At 41.6% G+C, this 18,493-nt stretch carries 15 protein-coding genes; all 15 read right to left on the reverse strand.

Translation table 11 applies throughout. The features are described from left to right. Positions 1-375 precede the first annotated feature (375 nt). The 15 genes from gatB to purM all read right to left on the reverse strand — a co-directional run bounded on the left by gatB (position 376) and on the right by purM (position 18,487). A complete protein-coding gene (gene gatB, locus FQ085_RS16480; protein ID WP_058386044.1) occupies positions 376-1,806 on the reverse strand; it encodes an Asp-tRNA(Asn)/Glu-tRNA(Gln) amidotransferase subunit GatB in 1,431 nt (476 codons plus the stop codon). After that, on the reverse strand, positions 1,803-3,272 hold the full coding sequence (gene gatA, locus FQ085_RS16485) for an Asp-tRNA(Asn)/Glu-tRNA(Gln) amidotransferase subunit GatA (RefSeq protein ID WP_071153258.1): 1,470 nt from the start codon (positions 3,270-3,272) through the stop codon (positions 1,803-1,805). Before gatA ends, gatB begins: the two co-directional genes overlap by 4 nt. 19 nt (positions 3,273-3,291) lie before the next feature. Beyond that, positions 3,292-3,582 (reverse strand): Asp-tRNA(Asn)/Glu-tRNA(Gln) amidotransferase subunit GatC, encoded by a 291-nt coding sequence (gene gatC, locus FQ085_RS16490; protein ID WP_058386046.1) that lies wholly within the window; start codon positions 3,580-3,582, stop codon positions 3,292-3,294. Positions 3,583-3,683: 101 nt separating this feature from the next. Beyond that, complete coding sequence (locus FQ085_RS16495; protein ID WP_058386047.1) at positions 3,684-4,814, reverse strand: CamS family sex pheromone protein; 1,131 nt, start codon at positions 4,812-4,814, stop codon at positions 3,684-3,686. Positions 4,815-4,826: 12 nt separating this feature from the next. Then, the gene (gene ligA, locus FQ085_RS16500; RefSeq protein WP_058386048.1) at positions 4,827-6,833 is read right to left on the reverse strand and encodes an NAD-dependent DNA ligase LigA; all 2,007 of its coding nucleotides are present in this window, start codon (positions 6,831-6,833) and stop codon (positions 4,827-4,829) included. Positions 6,834-6,848: 15 nt separating this feature from the next. Continuing rightward, positions 6,849-9,062 (reverse strand): DNA helicase PcrA, encoded by a 2,214-nt coding sequence (pcrA, locus tag FQ085_RS16505; protein WP_058386049.1) that lies wholly within the window; start codon positions 9,060-9,062, stop codon positions 6,849-6,851. Between the two features lie 28 nt (positions 9,063-9,090). Beyond that, entirely contained in the window at positions 9,091-9,795 is a 705-nt protein-coding gene (gene pcrB / locus FQ085_RS16510) for a heptaprenylglyceryl phosphate synthase (RefSeq protein WP_058386050.1), read from the reverse strand. Positions 9,796-9,870: 75 nt separating this feature from the next. Continuing rightward, entirely contained in the window at positions 9,871-10,191 is a 321-nt protein-coding gene (locus tag FQ085_RS16515) for a YerC/YecD family TrpR-related protein (protein ID WP_008432175.1), read from the reverse strand. 32 nt (positions 10,192-10,223) lie between these two features. Further along, positions 10,224-11,243, reverse strand: a complete 1,020-nt coding sequence (locus FQ085_RS16520) for a DUF3048 domain-containing protein (protein WP_058386051.1) — start codon at positions 11,241-11,243, stop codon at positions 10,224-10,226. 5 nt (positions 11,244-11,248) lie between these two features. After that, positions 11,249-12,979, reverse strand: a complete 1,731-nt coding sequence (locus FQ085_RS16525; protein WP_149457180.1) for an adenine deaminase C-terminal domain-containing protein — start codon at positions 12,977-12,979, stop codon at positions 11,249-11,251. 147 nt (positions 12,980-13,126) lie between these two features. Further along, positions 13,127-13,720: a GNAT family N-acetyltransferase gene (locus tag FQ085_RS16530; protein ID WP_058386944.1), complete on the reverse strand. Its 594-nt coding sequence runs from the start codon at positions 13,718-13,720 to the stop codon at positions 13,127-13,129. Positions 13,721-14,028: 308 nt separating this feature from the next. Continuing rightward, a complete protein-coding gene (gene purD, locus FQ085_RS16535) occupies positions 14,029-15,279 on the reverse strand; it encodes a phosphoribosylamine--glycine ligase (protein WP_149457181.1) in 1,251 nt (416 codons plus the stop codon). Between the two features lie 16 nt (positions 15,280-15,295). Next, the gene (purH, locus tag FQ085_RS16540; RefSeq protein WP_149457182.1) at positions 15,296-16,831 is read right to left on the reverse strand and encodes a bifunctional phosphoribosylaminoimidazolecarboxamide formyltransferase/IMP cyclohydrolase; all 1,536 of its coding nucleotides are present in this window, start codon (positions 16,829-16,831) and stop codon (positions 15,296-15,298) included. Positions 16,832-16,863: 32 nt separating this feature from the next. Continuing rightward, positions 16,864-17,436, reverse strand: coding sequence for a phosphoribosylglycinamide formyltransferase (gene purN / locus FQ085_RS16545; protein WP_149457183.1), 573 nt, complete (start codon positions 17,434-17,436; stop codon positions 16,864-16,866). Beyond that, positions 17,426-18,487, reverse strand: a complete 1,062-nt coding sequence (gene purM, locus FQ085_RS16550; protein WP_149457184.1) for a phosphoribosylformylglycinamidine cyclo-ligase — start codon at positions 18,485-18,487, stop codon at positions 17,426-17,428. Before purM ends, purN begins: the two co-directional genes overlap by 11 nt. Between the last annotated feature and the right edge of the window lie 6 nt (positions 18,488-18,493).

Raw genomic sequence — 18,493 nt, forward strand, 5'->3', positions numbered from 1 at the left:
ATCAAGCACATGCTATTGATCCAAACTTATCTTTACTACCAGTTTACTGTTATGTAGCAAAGTCTTCAAGGCTTAGGTGAAGAAATGCTGATTTACAGCGGTGTAAGTCACCACTAATTAACGGTCAACTTAAAGACGTCTAAAGTTTAACTTAGTTTCACTAAGCATAAAATAAACTTTTACCTGCAATTCTCCTAACTAAAAGAAGCCGATTCCAGCACGAAGCGCGTCCATCGGCTAAACGAAGCTAAAGACAAACGGATTTTTCTTAGCTTTAGCGAGAGCAATGCTCAAAGTGGCCGGTATCGCTTTAACTTTACCCAACCCATAAAAAAGGATGATCCATAATGGACCATCCTTTCACATAGGTAAAGCTTATCTTTTAGCAATTTCTTCAAGAAGAATTTTATTAAGCAATGGCGGATTTGCTTGCCCTTTAGTTTGTTTCATGATTTGCCCGACAAGGAAACCAATTGCTCGATCTTTACCGTTTTTAAAGTCTTCAATCGACTGTGGATTATTGTCAAGAGCTGCTGTAACGAATTCACGCAATGTGTTCTCATCAGAGATCTGAACAAGTCCTTTCGCTTTAACGATATTGTTCGCGTCGCCGCCTTTTTCAATCAATTCCTTAAAGACTTTCTTCGCAATTTTAGATGAAATGGTGCCATCTGAAATCAATTTGATCATACCAGCCAAACCTTCTGGTGTTAATTCCGTATCTTCAAGTTCTTTTTGCTCAGCGTTCAAGTAAGCAGATACTTCCCCCATCAACCAGTTAGATGACAGTTTTGCGTCGGCGCCAGCAGTTACTGTTGCTTCGAAGAAATCCGAAATTGGTTTTGCTAGTGTCAGAACCATAGCGTCATAAGAAGACATGCCTAGCTCTGAAACATAACGAGCTTTTCGTGCATCTGGCAATTCTGGAATTTCTGAACGAACGCGTTCTAGCCAAGCATCATCAATAACGATATCGACAAGATCAGGTTCAGGGAAGTAACGATAATCGTCAGATCCTTCTTTAATGCGCATCAACAAGGTTTTTCCTGTGGATTCGTCGTAACGACGTGTTTCTTGCTCGATAATCCCACCGGACAATAACACTTGCTCTTGACGAACTTGCTCATGCTCAATCCCTTTACGAACAAAGTTGAACGAGTTTAAGTTTTTCAATTCGGTTTTTGTGCCAAATTGTTCTTGACCAAACGGACGAAGCGAAATGTTCGCGTCGCAACGCAATGATCCTTCTTCCATGCGTACATCAGAAACGCCTGTGTACTGAATAATGGCTTTGATTTTTTCAAGATACGCATACGCTTCATCAGCTGTACGAATATCTGGCTCAGAAACAATTTCGATTAATGGTGTGCCTTGACGGTTAAAGTCAACCAATGAATGGCCTTTGCCCGTGTGCGTTAGTTTCCCTGCATCTTCTTCCATATGAAGACGGGTAATGCCAATCCGTTTTTTCTCGCCTTTTACTTCAATTTCAATCCAGCCATGCTCACCAATCGGCTGATCAAATTGTGAAATTTGATAAGCTTTCGGGTTATCTGGATAAAAATAGTTTTTGCGATCAAATTTCGTGTGGCGCGTAATTTCGCAGTTTAATGCAAGTGCCGCTCTCATTGCCCAGTCCACTGCTGTTTTATTCACTACTGGTAAAACACCTGGATAGCCAAGGTCAATGACGTTTGTATTGGTATTCGGTTCCGCACCAAAATGAGCCGGTGCTGGAGAAAACATTTTCGATTCTGTTTTTAGTTCAACGTGGACTTCAAGTCCAATGATTGTTTCAAAATTCATTGTGCTGCTCCCTCCCATGTTTGAGGAGTTTTTTTATGGAAATCTGTTGCTTGTTCATATACATCTGCAACACGATAAACGGTTTCTTCATCAAAATGTTTCCCGATAATTTGCAAACCTAGTGGTAGACCATTTTCAAACCCACAAGGAATAGAGATAGCTGGAACACCTGCTAAGTTAACTGGAATTGTTAAAATATCGTTTGCATACATTGTTAATGGATCGTCAATGATTTCACCAATTTTAAATGCTGGTGTTGGCGTTGTTGGACCAACGATGACATCGTATTTTTCAAATGCATCATCAAAGTCTTTTTTGATCAATGTCCGAACTTTTTGTGCTTTTTTGTAGTAAGCATCGTAATAACCTGAGCTTAGTGCATACGTTCCAAGCATGATGCGGCGTTTTACTTCATCACCAAATCCTTCAGAGCGCGTATTCATGTAAAACTCAAGAAGACTTCCTGCTTTTTCTGTGCGGTAGCCATAACGAATGCCATCGAAACGTGACAGGTTAGATGAAGCTTCAGAAGAAGCCAAAATATAATACGTAGCTAATGCGTATTTCGAATGAGGCAGTGAAATTTCTTCACAAATCGCACCCCGTTCTTCAAGCACTTTCAAAGCATCAAGAACAGCTTGTTTTGCTGCTTCGCCAACACCTTCAGCAAAATATTCTTTTGGAACACCGATGCGTAATCCTGTAATGTCACCCGTCAATGCCGCAGTGAAATCCGGAACTTCAACATTAGCAGAAGTTGAATCTTTGTCGTCATATCCCGAAATCGCATTTAACAGGAGTGCGTTGTCTTTTACAGTTCGTGTAATTGGACCGATTTGATCTAACGATGAAGCATAAGCAATCAACCCAAAACGCGAAATTCGTCCGTAAGTAGGCTTCATACCAACTACACCACAAAAAGCAGCAGGTTGACGAATTGAGCCACCCGTATCTGATCCTAGCGAAAACGGAACTTGTCCTGACGCAACTGCAGCAGCAGACCCGCCTGAAGAACCACCCGGAACAGTTTCAAGATTCCATGGGTTTTTTGTTTTTTTGTAATACGAGTTTTCGTTAGACGAACCCATTGCAAATTCATCCATATTTAGTTTTCCGACGGTCACCATTCCAGCAGCTTTTAATTTGTCTACGACTGTTGCATCATAGATTGGATTAAATCCTTCTAAAATACGGCTAGAAGCAGTTGTTTCAAGACCTTCTGTGACAATATTGTCTTTTACTCCGATAGGCAAACCAAATAAAGGTCCACGTTCAGCAAAAGGCACACTATCCATTTCTTTTGCAAGTTGTGTTGCGCGTTCTTTGTTTAACGCAAGAAATGCATCTACTTTGGGTTCAAGAGCTTCGATGCGTTCAAATGCTTTTTCGGTCATTTCAGCAATCGTTATTTCTTTTGTATGTATCATTTCTTGCAATTGTGCAGCTGTTTTTTCTACCAATGACATCTTTAGTGCCTCCTTCCGACTACTCTAAAATTGTTGGGACTTTAACTTGTCCGCCTTCATGTTCTTTCACGTTTTTCATAACCAAATCACGATCTAATCCTGGGATGGATTTATCTTCTCGTAAAACGTTGACCATTTGCAATACATGCGTCGTTGGTTCAACATTTTCCGTATCCAATTCACTTAACAATTCCATTGCGTTGGTAATTGCTTCTAATTGATCTGCAAAATGTTCCGCTTCTTCATCAGTAATTGCAAGTCTCGCCAAATGAGCGACTTCAATTACTTCTTCTTTAGTCATTTTCGCCATTTTTCTACACCTCCGGATTCAGTAAACATACGCTATATCATACCATTTTTCTAAAAAAATAAATAGGGACAGCCGCATGGCTATCCCTGTTTTAACATAAATTATTCGTAAATGTGAACAAACGGTTTAGTTTCTCCCGCTTTTTTCAAAACCAATGCTTCTGGACCGTTAGTCGAAGTAACACTAACTTCAACTAATACATTTTCAGGGAAATGTTCTGCCACTAAACCAGTCACGTATTGTGTAAAACCAATCACTTCAGCTGCTCCAAAAAATTGGATAGGGATTTCAATTTTCAATTCTTTTAGTTCATTGTTCTGATAAAACCCTGTCCCGATTACACTTGTAAAATTGGAAAAGTAGATTTCCACGTCTTGTTTGAAATTGCGAAAAGCCGTATCGATGTCTCGGTAACGTTCATCTGAACCTGAAGTTGGAAACAGCACGTACGCTTCGTTTACGGCATTCCAGTTGGCAACAGTTTGTTTGCCACCCGGTGCAGCACCAGAAGCAAAATACGTACCTGGTACCATTGCATTTCCTGCGTTTTGTTTAAAAAGTCCTACTACGATTGGTACATCCGCTAGTCCTTCTTTTTCACGTAGGCGTTTAACAATTTCGTCGGCCATGCGCTTGCCTTCTTTTTCGATTTGTGCTTGAGGAATTTCCTGTTCATAGGACATTCCGCCTTCAGAGCTATAATACATCGTATTCAAGGCCAGACCTATTGAGATACCACCAAGCCGAATTTTCCCCTCATCCGTCTTCACTAAATAGTTCTGTTCGGTGATGTGTGCCAGTATTTCTGCAGGTGCACGTTCGCCTGCTTTTTTCTGCTCTTCAGTTCGTTTGTCCGCTGCATTTAAACCTGCTGGATTGTCTGTACTGGTGCGTTGTAGCCAGGAAGTGGCATCTTCATCCGTGATTTTCTGCCCTTCCTGGAAATAATAATCGTCAGGCGAAAATTGTTTTTGCGACAAGCGCAACAACCCATTTTCTGTCTCCACAATATCGTAACGAGAATTTAGGCGATTAACGATTTTTCCTCTTGTGGCACTTTCTTTATATGGCAGAAGCGTACGATAATATTGATCATCCAACTGCATGCTTGGAATAATCGCCGTCTCTACTTCTTCTTTTTCATTTACTACTTCTGCTTCCTCATCGGTCTCGGAAGGAACACATCCCGTTAGCAGCAGCAAGCTGATTGGAATCCACCACATACGCTTCATGTTAAAATCTCCTTATTTGTTCAATTCCTCAACGAGACGTGCTTCGTCCCAAATCTCTACTTTAAGCTCGCGCGCTTTATCGAGCTTTGAACCTGCTTCTTCACCTGCAATAAGCAAATCTGTTTTCTTGCTCACGCTGCCTGACAGCTTGCCTCCAAGTGCCTCAATTTGAGCGCTAGCCTCTTGACGAGTCATTTGTTCCAGCTTACCTGTCAAAACGATTTTCTTTCCTGCAAATGCATTTGCGCCTTCTTCGATACGTACTCGTGTACCCGTATAAGTTAGATTGACGTTCGCTTCGTGCAAACGTTCCACCAATGCACGAACTTCTTCACTATCAAAATACATCACGATAGAATCCGCCATTTTTTCGCCAATTTCATGTATTTCGACTAGTTCTTCTTTTGTTGCTGCGATTAATTGTGCTAACGTTCCAAAATGTTCGGATAAAATACGCGCTCCTCTTTCGCCAACATGGCGGATACCCAGACCAAACAACAATTTCTCCATCGAATTGCTTCTAGAAGCCTCAATCGCTGCTACTAAGTTGGATGCAGACTTGTCACCCATTCGATCTAGTTCTAGCAATTGTTCTTTTGTTAGCTTGTAAATATCAGAAATGTCGTGAACCAAGCCTTCCCGGTACAATTGCTCAATCACTTTTTCACCAAGCCCGTCAATATTCATCGCGTTACGTGACACAAAGTGAATGAGTCCTTCTGTGATTTGTGCCGGACATTGCGGATTGACGCAGCGAAGCGCAACTTCTCCTTCGATGCGAACTAACTCGCTATCACATGCCGGACAATGAGTCGGCATTTCAAAAGGCAGTTCTTCTTCAGTTCGTTGATCAAGAATGACAGCTACGACTTCTGGAATAATGTCTCCCGCTTTTCGAATGATCACTTTATCGCCAATTCGAATATCTTTTTCTTTGATCAAATCTTCGTTGTGCAAAGAAGCACGTTGCACAGTCGTTCCTGCAACCGATACTGGATCTAATATCGCAGTTGGTGTCACAACTCCCGTTCGCCCAACACTCAATTCAATATCGCGTACAGTCGTCATTACTTCTTCTGCCGGAAATTTATAAGCTGTTGCCCATTTTGGACTTTTCGCTGTAAAGCCAAGTTCTTGCTGGTATAAAAATTGATTGACTTTAATGACGATGCCGTCAATTTCATAGGGCAAGTCATTTCGTTTGTCAGTCCACTTTTTAATATACGCCAATACTTCTTCAACAGTCGTACACACTTGGCGTTCTTTATTTGTTTTAAAGCCGAGACCTGCAAGATAATCAAGGGATTCATCGTGGTTTGATAAATTATATGTTTCCCCGTCGCCACCAATTCCATAAATAAAAACATCCAAATTTCGGCTCGCTGCAATTTTAGGATCCAATTGACGTAGCGATCCTGCCGCAGCGTTTCGTGGATTGGCGAATAGCTCTTCGCCTCGTTCACCACGCTCTTCGTTCAAGGCATGGAAGGATTTTTTGGGCATGAAGACTTCGCCGCGCACTTCAAGCGAGACGGCTTCTTTTAATTTGAGTGGGATAGTACGGATGGTTCGTAGATTAACCGTGATATCTTCACCAATACGACCGTCTCCGCGTGTTGCTCCTTTGACGAATTTACCGTTTTCATACAACAGTGATACCGCAAGACCATCAATTTTCAGCTCGCAAACATACTCAATCTTGTCACCTGCACCACTGCGTACTCGTTTATCAAATTCATGTAAATCCTCTTCGTCAAAAACATTAGATAAACTGAGCATTGGACGTTCATGCGTGACTTTATCGACAGTTGAAAGTGGTGCTCCGCCAACACGTTGAGTTGGTGAATCTGGGAAAACCAGATCAGGATAAAGCGTTTCTAAGTCGATTAATTCATTCAGTAATTGATCATATATTGCATCCGGAACGGCCGGTTTATCGAGTACATAATAAGCATGACCATAGTTCCGGAGCATTTCGTTTAATTCATTTACACGTTGTTCTGCTTTTAAGCGATCCATCTAGTTTCCTCCCGATTATACTTTTTCAATCGGCGCAAATTTCGCCAATAAACGTTTAATGCCGACAGGACTTGGAAAGGCAATATCAAGTTCGGTTTGTTCGCCTTCGCCTTTAACGCTAACGACCGTTCCGGTACCCCATTTTTTATGCGTTGCTTTATCGCCCGTTTTCCAACCCAACTTTTCACTGCCTGACTGATTATAGCTAGGACGCGTTACAGCGGGTCGTTTCGGTACTTGTCGATAACTGGTTGCAGCACCAGCACGATGGTGCGCTCGTGTTTGTTCAATCAGCTCTTCTGAAATCTCCGAAATAAACCGTGAAGGCATATTGAAATTACTTTTCCCAAACAATGTGCGTGAAGACGCATGCGTCAAATACAATCGCTGTTCCGCACGCGTAATTCCTACGTAAGCAAGACGACGTTCTTCTTCTAATTCTTCGTCGTCGTTATTCGATCGTGAATGCGGAAAGACGTTTTCTTCCAGTCCAATGATGAACACGACAGGAAACTCCAATCCTTTTGCTGCGTGCATCGTCATTAAAATAATCGGGCCATCTGCATCTTCTTCGTCATCTAATGAATCGATATCCGAAATCAATGCTAAATCGGTTAAGAAAGCGACTAATGATTTGTCGTCACTTTGCTTTTCAAAAGCTTTCGTGACGGATAAAAACTCTTCCAAGTTTTCTAAACGGCTTTCGCCTTCTATGGTTTTATCGTTTTGCAACATTTGGCGGTAGCCCGATTTCTTCAGTATTTCTTCTACCAGTTCCGTTACGGATAAATACTCTTGCATTTGCGTAAAACTATCGATCATCGCGCGGAATTCCAAAGCTGTCTGTGCCGTCTTCGGTGTTAACCCCATAAAGTCAGCTTCTTGCAATGCATCCATAATCGTACGATCTTGTTCAATCGCAAAACGTGCCATTTTCTCGAATGAAGTTGCACCAATTCCACGCTTTGGTTCGTTGATGACACGAGCTAAAGACAAATCATCGTCGTTGTTGGCGATCAAGCGCAAATACGCCAGTAAATCTTTAATTTCTTTACGATCGTAGAACTTTGTTCCGCCAACGATGGTATAAGACATATTCGATTTAACGAACATCTCCTCCATAATTCGTGACTGCGCATTCGTACGGTACAAAATCGCAAAATCAGAAGTTTTGTATTGTTCTTCCTCCATTAATCGCTGGATCGTTTGAACAACAAATTGTGCTTCCTGTCGCTCATCTCCTGCTTTATGCAAAGTGATTGCTGGACCTTCGTCGTTATCAGTCCGCAATTCTTTCGGATAGCGGCTGGTGTTTTTTTGAATCACGTCATTAGCTGCCTGCAAAATACGCTTTGTCGAGCGATAATTTTGCTCAAGCATAATGACTTTCGCATTTGGATAATCTTTCTCAAACGACAAAATGTTCGTGATATCCGCTCCACGCCAGCGATAAATCGACTGATCTGAATCGCCAACCACACAAATATTTTTAAATTTGCTCGCTAATTTTTGAACCAGCTGATACTGGGCGTTGTTCGTGTCTTGGTATTCATCTACATGGATATAATGGAATTTATTTTGATAGTATTCCAATACTTCAGGAACGGTATTAAACAAATTCAACGTCGTCATAATCAAATCATCAAAATCCAGTGACTGATTTTTCTTCAAGCGTTTTTCATATGCTGTATAAACATCCGATACTGTTTTTTCGTACGGATTAAATTGATTCATGTCCGCTGCAAACTGCGATGCATCAATGCATTCGTTTTTTGAAGATGAAATCGCATTTAACATTGTTCGCGGTTCGTATTTTTTCGGATCTAAATTTTGTTGTTTTAAGACATTTTTAATAACCGTCAATTGGTCTGTCGTATCTAAAATCGAAAAACTTTTCGACATTCCTAACTTATCGATATCGCGTCTCAATATACGTACACACATTGAGTGGAACGTAGAAGCCCACATGCGTTGTCCGGTTCCATGCCCTAATAAGCCATCAATCCGGTTACGCATTTCACGCGCTGCTTTATTGGTAAACGTAATGGCTAAAATATTAGATGGATACACTTGCTTTTCCAGCACCAAATAAGCAATACGGTGCGTCAATACACGTGTTTTACCTGATCCCGCACCTGCCATGATTAGTAGAGGACCTTCTGTCGTTTTGACTGCTTCTGCTTGTTCCGGATTCATTCCGTTTAGTAAACTTTTTGTTATCAATTCCATTTCGCACCACCTCGAACATTTGTTCTTACTAGTATAACGATTCATCAGCCGTTTCCGCAACTGCCTCGACGGTTTCCATCGCTTTTTCGATATTTTCATATATGATGTTGCCGACAACAATGGTATCCGCAATTGCAGATGCTTTTTTTGCCATATTTGCTGAATCAATGCCCCCGCCATAAAACAAGCGGGTTTCACATAGAACACTTTTCACTTTTTCTGCTAACTCCATGTCACCAAACATACCGCTGTATTCCAAGTAAAAAATAGGCAAACGGAAAAAATGTTCAGCCATGCGCGCATATGCTAAAACATCTTCTGTCGTTAAATCTGTTTTTGCTCCAGTTAGTTTTGCTGCTTTACAGTCAGCGTTTAGAATACAATAGCCTTCTGGAATCAGTTCATCCCACTCTAAAATTTCGCCATATTCACGAATTGCGCTATGATGAAGTCCTTTAATCCACAGTGGATTGTCGCTGTTTAAAACCGTTGGGATAAAATAATAATCAAAGCCAGGCGCCACAGCGGCAATTGCTGAAACTTCGAGCACGAGTGGCACATCGTAGCGCTGTACACGTTCTGTTAAGCAAAGGACATTATCGAGTGTGACATGATCACTGCCACCAATCAAGATGGCATCCGTCCCGGATCTGCAAATTCGTTCCAAATGTTCATCTGTGATCTCTTTTGCCGGATCTAATTTAAAGACATGTTGCCATGTTTTGAAATCCACCATTTATCACCTAACTTTATCTCAGTTATCATCTATTTAGTATAACAAAAAAACCGAACAGAGTCGGCTCTCTGTTCAGTCTTTTGGAAGTTCAAATGGTTTTTCATCTGGATACAGACGTTCCAACATTCCGTCATAAGCGTCATTGCCGTAGTTCAAGCAACGGCGCACACGAGAAATCGTTGCAGTACTCGCGCCTGTTTCGTTCTTTATTTTTTCATATGTTTTTTTCATGCGCAGCATATGTGCTACTTCCAAACGCTGGGACATCGATTGGATTTCACTAATTGTGCACAAATCATCAAAAAAGCGATAAGCCTCTTCTTTATCTTTTAAAGCCAAAACAGCTTCAATCAACTGATCTGTCTGATGGCCTCTTATTTTGTCGACTTGCATGCAGCTTCATCATCCTTTCCTTGCTCTGATCATCAATGCGTATAGCTGACAGTTTGCTCTATTCCTGGGGCAGTCGGAACGATATGAATCCACGTTTTTCCTGGCACTAGTTTTACCGGCTCTCCATTTGCAGTTGGCACGAGCATTCCATCAAGTGAACTCCACTCTATTTCACGAACGCCTCCTGCTTGGAAAAGTAAAGCCGCTCCACCATTCGTCAAATCAATGGATTGGCGCCCTTTCGAATCGATCGTTTGGTGAGGCGCTTCAAACACTAAAATATTTGAAACTTCGACAATTTCTGATGTTTCTTTATCGGTCGTCAGTTCGCCACCGGAAGACCGGCTATACAAATGCGTTTGTCTATCATAGACATAGTCACTAAAAAACAGCTCATTTGTTCCATACTCCACACTTACCGAAAGAGCCTGTTCCTCTAGTTTAGCATTTTCGAACGAGTCATAGAAATAATAAGGCGATTTCCCACTGTATTCCGTAGAAGCTTGCGTAATCTTCATGGCTCTTGAAACATTTTCCATTGAGATATAGGAGTTGTGAGGCGCCACTCGGTCGGATGATCGCTGAAATAAAGTTCCGTCATGTTGGATACCATTGACATGATCAACCACTCCAGATTCTAGCAGTACTTTGGCATCTGGACTATAGCCGTGAGCTACAAAAAAGCCATCGTATGCCGCGGCCAGTTGGACAAAATACTCCCGTGCACTACGAATCGGCCCCAGTGTTTCTGGAAAATCACTTTGATAAAGCGCAACAAACCGCGTGATATCATATTCGGCAATCATTTCAAAGACCATGTCTGCATTTGTCAGCCCTGTCTGCGGGCGGGCATCTGGATGATTATTAATGACCGCCATGACAGTTCGGCGATTTGTTGGTGGCACTGCCCGTTCTCCCGTGAACGGAGCAGTCGTTAAAACCTGGTCCCCCACTGGCTCTTCAGTGGGATCCTTTTTCATAATCAGCCAAAAGCCTGTAGTAAATGCTGCTAGTACTCCGAGGACTAGCAACGTAAAAACCCAATTTTTCATATCGCTTACCTCATAAATGATGGAAACAAGATTTTTTTATTCATGACATCGTAAATGCCCTTTTGCGTAATCCGTACATACGGTAAATGAGTTGCCTGCAAAAACAATAACGTATAAACCGCATCACCATGCTTATAACCACGTTCGTTTAATGACTTTTTTAATGCTTTCTCTTGATCAATCAACTCTTCCATTGGCAGATCTGACATCACACCGCCATAAGGCAGCGGCAGAGATTCGATAATTTCGCCGTTTTCGGTCAGAATAATACCACCTTTTATGCGCTTTAATTCGTTAAATGCAAGCCACATATCTTCGCGATTTTTTCCGATCAGAATAATATCACCTGTATTGGTATACGAAGAAGCAAAGCCGTCCAAGCCCGGTGCAAAACCTTTAATCAACGTATTCACACGCCATTGTCCTTTTTTATCGATAAGCATCAAAAAGCTTTCATCATGCGATTTTGATAAGTTGGCGTCATGTGTATCAACACTGACCGTATAAGGTTTCGTAATGACATCATTAATCATTTCAATTCCAAAAGGCATCGAAAATTGGAAATCACCTTCAGTTAGTTCATAGTCAAGATCAAGGTCAGGCAAAATCGACCAATCGATATTCGGCAAAGATTGAACTTTTTTTCCATCTTTTTTCAGCCATACGCCTTTTGAGATGACCCCAGATGGCACCGGATTATCCATGCTATCGAGAATATTCAAATTGGCGTAACGCCCCGTTGCGATTAAACCATGCAAGCTTGTTACATTGTAATAGCGTGCCACGTTATAAGACGCCATCATATACGCATCAATCGGTGGCACACCGGCCTCAAGTGCAATTTTAATGCACAAATCCATAACCCCGTCTACATGAAAGGCTGGAGTTGAGCCATCAGTCGTCATCATTAACTTGTCAAAAACGTTTAACTCTCGCTCGACAATTCCTTTTAAAAGATTTGGCAGATCAGGTCGAATCGAAGAATGCCGAAGTGTAACGCCATAGCCATGAAGCAAACGCATTTCGACTTCATCTACCGTCATCGCCTCATGATCTCCATCAGCTCCAAGCAGTCTCATCCGCGCCAGAGTCTTTTCCGAAGCACCTGGGAAATGACCTTCGATTTTTTTCAAGCCCATTTTGGCTTTTTGAATCCAATACAACATCTGATCATCGCCTGCCATTAGTTTTGGCCAACCCGTCAGTTCCCCACCAAGTAATACATCTTGACGATCTAACCATTCGCCCACTGATGTGGAAGTAAATAACTGATCTTCATTATTCAATTCTGTCTGCGAATCAAAACGTGTCCACCAATAAAAGCTAAATGGCAATTTCGCTAATTGATCTAGCAATGAAAACGCTTTCTTGTTTTCTAGCGCTAAAAAGAAGGTTAAGTTGTCCGAAAGGAACATTGTCGTTCCTCCTTGAGCCGCATAATCTGCAAAGCTTTGTGGATTATACAATTGTGAAGGATGAACGTGAGGTTCTATGTATCCTGGAACGATAAGTTTATCCGTCATATCGACCACTTCAGTAGCATCGTCAATTTTCGGCATTTCTTTCCCAGCATAAACAATGCGATCTCCAGAAATCCATATAGTACCTGTTACCCATTTCTTAAAAATCCCATGAAGGTACGTTGCATTTATCAAAACGAGATCCGGCGCGATTTCTTTTGTAACAATCTTCAACTGATTTCGAATCTCTGTGTTCTTCCATAACGGATTTACCATTTGCCGGCACCTACTTTCTACTAGTTCAATACTTAATATCGTAGCATAATTATACAATGAAATACAGTTATTCCCTGTAAAAACAAGCATGTTTTAAGTTACTCAGGACACAAAAAATCCACGCATAGCGCGTGGATTTTTTATCAGCTACTGATTATTGATTGGATCGCTAAAAGGTTTCAAAACGTCTTTTTTCTCTTCTTCTTGGAAAGTCAAAACATCCGTAACAGAATCATATGATTCTCCGTAAAATTGTTCATCTTTATACGTATGGATGTCTTCGTACATTTTTTGCATGCCTTCAAAAATCTGTTCTTCTGTTTCACCGCTTGGCGTCCAGTAAAGAATTTCCATGGAATTTTCTTCACCTGTTGCTAATGAACGACGGCAATAGCCAATAGATGACGCATGTTCAAATCCTTCGCGCGCATAAAATCGCAGACGTTTCTCCGTGTCAGTATCTTCGTAATTGACCGGCTCAACTTCAAGAATGATGGGTTTTTTCTTGTCTTTCAACATCTGCAAAGTCTTTCTGCCAAGACCCATTCCGCGGGATTCTTTTGACACAAACAAGTAATCTACAAATGTGAAATGCGGAAATTCTGCATACATTAAGACATGATAAGGACCCTCATCTTTGTAGTAGACGCTCCCTTTTTCTTTTAATAATGCATCCATATGCTCTTTCGACTTCATTTCTTCAACTGGAAAATACTGATTTAACTTTTCATACCAATTCATAGTTTGTCTCCCTTCAATTTTTAAATGCCCTGCTAATTTTGTTTCTGGGGTCTTCATAGGTTTGTCATTCTGGAGTTTATATAGAGGTAAAAGTGGGCTGTTGAAAATCCTCAACTTTAGAATCATTGCCTATAGGGCAGACAATAAAACAAAAATGACACATCTTCTTGTCGAATTTGTGTCATCAGTAAGTATAGCATATATGTATATAAACTTCAATTTAGCGGCTTTTTCTCTTGAATGTTAGATGATCCAATTAGACATTAATAGCCAGTAAAATTGCTACTGGCCATTAATGGGAGATAAAATTATTTTGCACGCCATCCAATGTCTGTCCGGTAGAAAAAGCCGTTCCACTCTACACTGTTCAACTGTTCATAAACTTTTCTCTGAGCGTCTTGAATAGAAGAACCATTTGCTGAAACGAGCAGCACACGTCCTCCGTTTCCAACGTACTTGCCAGATGACAGCTTAGTTCCCGCGTGAGTTACTTCCACTCCAGTGAGTTTCGTCAAGTCTGGTAAGCATGCGCCTTTTTCAACAGTCTCTGGATAATTATCAGCTGCAACAACAACACCAAGTACGGCTTGTTCGTCCCACTCTAGTTCAGCCGATTGACCTTTTAAAATGGCATCCATGAATAGCCCAAAATCTGACTTCATGCGTGGTAAAACAACTTGCGTTTCCGGATCGCCAAAACGCGCATTAAATTCAATCACTTTTGGACCTTTTTTCGTTAAAATAACACCTGTATAAAGGATGCCATTAAACGGTGTTTCTTCAGACGCCATCGCTTTAACTGCAGGTTCTACAATTTCAGCATAGGTTTGATCCACAATTGCTTGTGAAATTTGTGGAACAGGTGAATAGGCGCCCATTCCCCCTGTGTTTGGTCCACGATCTCCATCGTAAGCTCGTTTATGATCTTGCGAAATGACCATTGGATAAATTTGACCGCTATGAACGAAAGACATAAACGAAAATTCTTCACCGTCTAAAAACTCTTCAATAACCACTTTTGAGCCAGAGTCTCCGAACTTTTGACCTTCTAACATGTCATTAATGGCAGAAACAGCTTCCTCTTCCGTCATTGCCACAACGACACCTTTCCCAGCCGCAAGTCCATCTGCTTTAATGACAATCGGAGCACCGTGTTGACGAACAAATTCAATAGCTGATGCAGTTTCTGTAAAAGTCTCATAGCCAGCAGTTGGAATTTCGTATTTTTTCATTAATTCTTTTGCAAAAGCTTTGCTGCCTTCAATTTGCGCAGCCACTTTAGACGGACCAAAAATGCGCAATCCTTTGGCTTCAAAAAAGTCGACGATTCCTTCTGATAAAGGCTGTTCAGGTCCGACAAAACTAAAATCGACTTGCTGCTCTTTTGCAAATTCTGCAAGACCCGCAAAATCCATTTCATCAATAGCAAGGACTTCAGCATCTTCCCGCATTCCATCATTGCCTGGAGCTGCATAAACTTTAGTGACCGAAGCAGATTTCGAGAACTGACGGACGATGGCGTGTTCTCGCCCACCTCTTCCAATGACCAATACCTTCATACTTGTTTCACCCCGATTAATGTTTGAAATGACGGACGCCAGTAAACACCATAGCAATTCCGTACTCGTTCGCTTTATCGATCGAATCTTGATCTTTTTTCGAACCACCTGGTTGAATAATCGCTTTTATGCCTGCTTTTGCAGCTGCTTCTACCGTATCATTCATCGGGAAAAACGCATCTGATGCCATAACCGCGCCTTCTGCAGCACTGCCTGCTTGGTCTAACGCAATTTTAGCAGAACCAACACGGTTCATTTGACCTGCACCAATTCCTAATGTCATTTCCGAATTACACACAACAATCGCATTAGATTTTACGTGTTTTACAACATTCCAGCCCAGTTTCAACGCTTCAAGCTCTGCTGCTGTCGGTTGACGATCTGTAGCAACTTGAATAGCCGCATCGTCATAGCCAAAAACATCTGGTTGTTGAATTAATAATCCACCTTCTACTGTTACCGTGTTCCATTTGTCGCTAATTTTACTATCGAATGGAATCGTTAATAGACGGATATTTTTCTTTTGGGTCAGTAATTCAATTGCTTCATCAGAAAATGATGGTGCAATAATAATCTCTAAGAAAATCGTCGCTAATTGTTTGGCTGTATCCGCATCTACTTCACGATTTAAAGCAACAATTCCACCAAAAATTGACGTTGAATCGGCTTCATAAGCTTTACCAAAGGCATCTGCGATTGTTTCACCTGTACCAACACCACAGGGGTTCATGTGTTTGACGGCAACTGCTGCTGGCATTTTGAATTCTTTAATCATTTGAAGAGCAGCATTGGCATCTTGAATATTGTTGTACGATAATTCCTTGCCATGTACTTGATGTGCGTTGGCAATTGAGAAACTTGAGCCAAGCGGACTACGGTAAAAAGCAGCTTTCTGATGAGGATTTTCACCGTAACGAAGCGTTTGAGACAATTCGTACGTAAGCGTCAATTGGTCCGGATATTCTTCACCTGTCAAGTCAGTCAAATAATTAGAGATGTATGAATCGTAAGCTGCTGTATGGCGGAAAACTTTCGCTGCTAAACCTCGTCTCGTTTCAGGAGTTGTAGATTGTTTGTTTTGTAATTCCGTCAATACTTCAGCGTAATCAGCCGCATCGACAATGACTGTAACGTATGCGTGATTTTTTGCCGCAGAACGCAACATGGTTGGACCGCCAATATCGATGTTTTCAATCGCATCATCAACTGTCACGTCTGGTTTTACGATGGTTTCACGGAACGGGTATAAATTAACACAGACAATATCAATCTGCGAAATGCCGTTTTCAGCCATTTGACTTTGATGTTCTGCATCATCATGTTTGGCTAATAGTCCACCGTGTACAAGCGGATGCAAGGTTTTTACACGTCCACCTAAAATTTCTGGAAATTTCGTAACTTCGTCTACGGCTGTAATCGCCACGCCGTTTTCTTCAAGAAATTTTTTAGTGCCGCCTGTCGATAACAGTTCATAGCCCATTTTTTCCAATTCCTGTGCAAATTCCAAAATCCCTGATTTATCCGATACGCTGAGTAATGCTCTTTTTTTCACAAATAGTCCTCCTATAGATTAAGACCGACAGTTTACCGGTCGAATAATTGCTGCAATGTTGCAGGATATAATTCATGTTCAATCTGATGGATCTGTTGCTCGACTTCTTCACGTCCACGACCTAATACCGGAAACGATTGTTGTGCAATAATGTTGCCTGTATCCATTCCAGCGTCTACATAATGCACTGTGACGCCTGCGTTTTCTGCCCCTGCTGCAAGTGTTTGCCCGATTGCATCTTTTCCTGGAAACGCGGGCAAAACAGAAGGATGGATATTCACAATGCGGTTTTCATATGCTTCAAGTAAAACCGGGCCAATCAAGCGCATATAGCCTGCAAGGATAATCCATTCTACTCCAAGTGCTTGCAGTTTTTCTTTTAACATTTCTTCGTAATGTTGCTTGGAGTCATACTTAGAAGGAATAAAAGAAAAAGATGCCACCCCTGCTTTTTTCGCACGTTCTACTACGAACGCTTGTGGCTTGTCGGTTACAACAAGCATTAATTCAGCCTCTAAGTTACCGTCCGTAATTGCGTCGGCAATGGCTTGAAAATTAGAGCCATTGCCAGATGCAAAAACAGCAATCTTTGTTTTAGTTTTCATCCAATGTGCCGTCCTGTTGTCCTTGGAATTGCACGCCTTCAGTATTTGAAACCCGACCAATTTGGTAAGCTTGTTCACCATTCGCTTTAGCGATTTCCAACACTTTTTCAGCGTTTTCAGGTGCTACAGCTACAACAAAACCAATTCCCATATTGAAAACTGAGTACAAGTCGCGGTCTGCCAACTCGCCTTTTTCTTTCAGCAACTTGAAAATATCAAGTACTGGCCAGCTGCCAAGTGAAATTTCTGCGCCTAAGCCTTCTGGCATCATCCGTGGAATGTTCTCGCTAAATCCGCCACCTGTCACATGTGCCATGCCGTGAATTTCAATCTCCTTGCCAATCGCAGCTACTGCTTTTGCGTAAATTTTTGTTGGAGTTAACAACGCTTCACCAATTGGTCCAAGCGCTTCATAACCTTCAACTTGTTGATCTAATGTAAATTGATTTTGTTCAAAGACGATTTGACGCACAAGTGAATAACCGTTTGAATGAATGCCGCTAGATGCAAGTCCGATTAACACATCTCCTGCTGCAATTTTTTCGCCTGTAACGATTTTGGATTTCTCCGCAGCTCCGACCGCAAACCCAGCAATATCGTATTCATCTTCTTCATAAAGTCCTGGCATTTCTGCTGTTTCTCCGCCAATTAATGCGGCACCCGATTGCACACAACCATCCGCTACGCCTTTAACGATTTGTTCAATTTTCTCAGGAATTGCTTTACCGACAGCGATATAGTCTAAGAAAAATAAAGGTTCCGCACCTTGTGCAACGATGTCATTGACACACATCGCAACACAATCAATGCCGATTGTATCGTGACGGTCTGCCATGAACGCGAGCTTTAGTTTTGTGCCCACGCCATCCGTTCCGGAAACAAGAACCGGTTCCTTCAAATTTAGCTCAGACAAATCGAACATACCGCCAAATCCACCAAACGCACCGAGCATTCCTTTACGCGCTGTCCGTTCTACATGCGATTTCATGCGGTTTACTGCTTCATAGCCAGCTTCGATATTGACGCCTGCTTTTTCATATGCTTTTGACACACCGGT

The organism is Planococcus sp. ANT_H30, from assembly GCF_008369335.1.
GTDB classification, from domain to species: Bacteria; Bacillota; Bacilli; order Bacillales_A; family Planococcaceae; genus Planococcus; species Planococcus kocurii.

Bases quoted from the DNA above. Each gene is read 5' to 3' on its own strand.
- gatC (WP_058386046.1), bottom strand. From the start codon at position 3,582: ATGGCGAAAATGACTAAAGAAGAAGTAATTGAAGTCGCTCATTTGGCG.
- ligA (WP_058386048.1), bottom strand. From the start codon at position 6,833: ATGGATCGCTTAAAAGCAGAACAACGTGTAAATGAATTAAACGAAATG.
- purD (WP_149457181.1), bottom strand. From the start codon at position 15,279: ATGAAGGTATTGGTCATTGGAAGAGGTGGGCGAGAACACGCCATCGTC.
- pcrA (WP_058386049.1), bottom strand. From the start codon at position 9,062: ATGGAATTGATAACAAAAAGTTTACTAAACGGAATGAATCCGGAACAA.
- FQ085_RS16525 (WP_149457180.1), bottom strand. From the start codon at position 12,979: ATGGTAAATCCGTTATGGAAGAACACAGAGATTCGAAATCAGTTGAAG.
- FQ085_RS16520 (WP_058386051.1), bottom strand. From the start codon at position 11,243: ATGAAAAATTGGGTTTTTACGTTGCTAGTCCTCGGAGTACTAGCAGCA.
- FQ085_RS16495 (WP_058386047.1), bottom strand. From the start codon at position 4,814: ATGAAGCGTATGTGGTGGATTCCAATCAGCTTGCTGCTGCTAACGGGA.
- purN (WP_149457183.1), bottom strand. From the start codon at position 17,436: ATGAAAACTAAAACAAAGATTGCTGTTTTTGCATCTGGCAATGGCTCT.
- FQ085_RS16530 (WP_058386944.1), bottom strand. From the start codon at position 13,720: ATGAATTGGTATGAAAAGTTAAATCAGTATTTTCCAGTTGAAGAAATG.
- FQ085_RS16515 (WP_008432175.1), bottom strand. From the start codon at position 10,191: ATGCAAGTCGACAAAATAAGAGGCCATCAGACAGATCAGTTGATTGAA.
- gatA (WP_071153258.1), bottom strand. From the start codon at position 3,272: ATGTCATTGGTAGAAAAAACAGCTGCACAATTGCAAGAAATGATACAT.
- gatB (WP_058386044.1), bottom strand. From the start codon at position 1,806: ATGAATTTTGAAACAATCATTGGACTTGAAGTCCACGTTGAACTAAAA.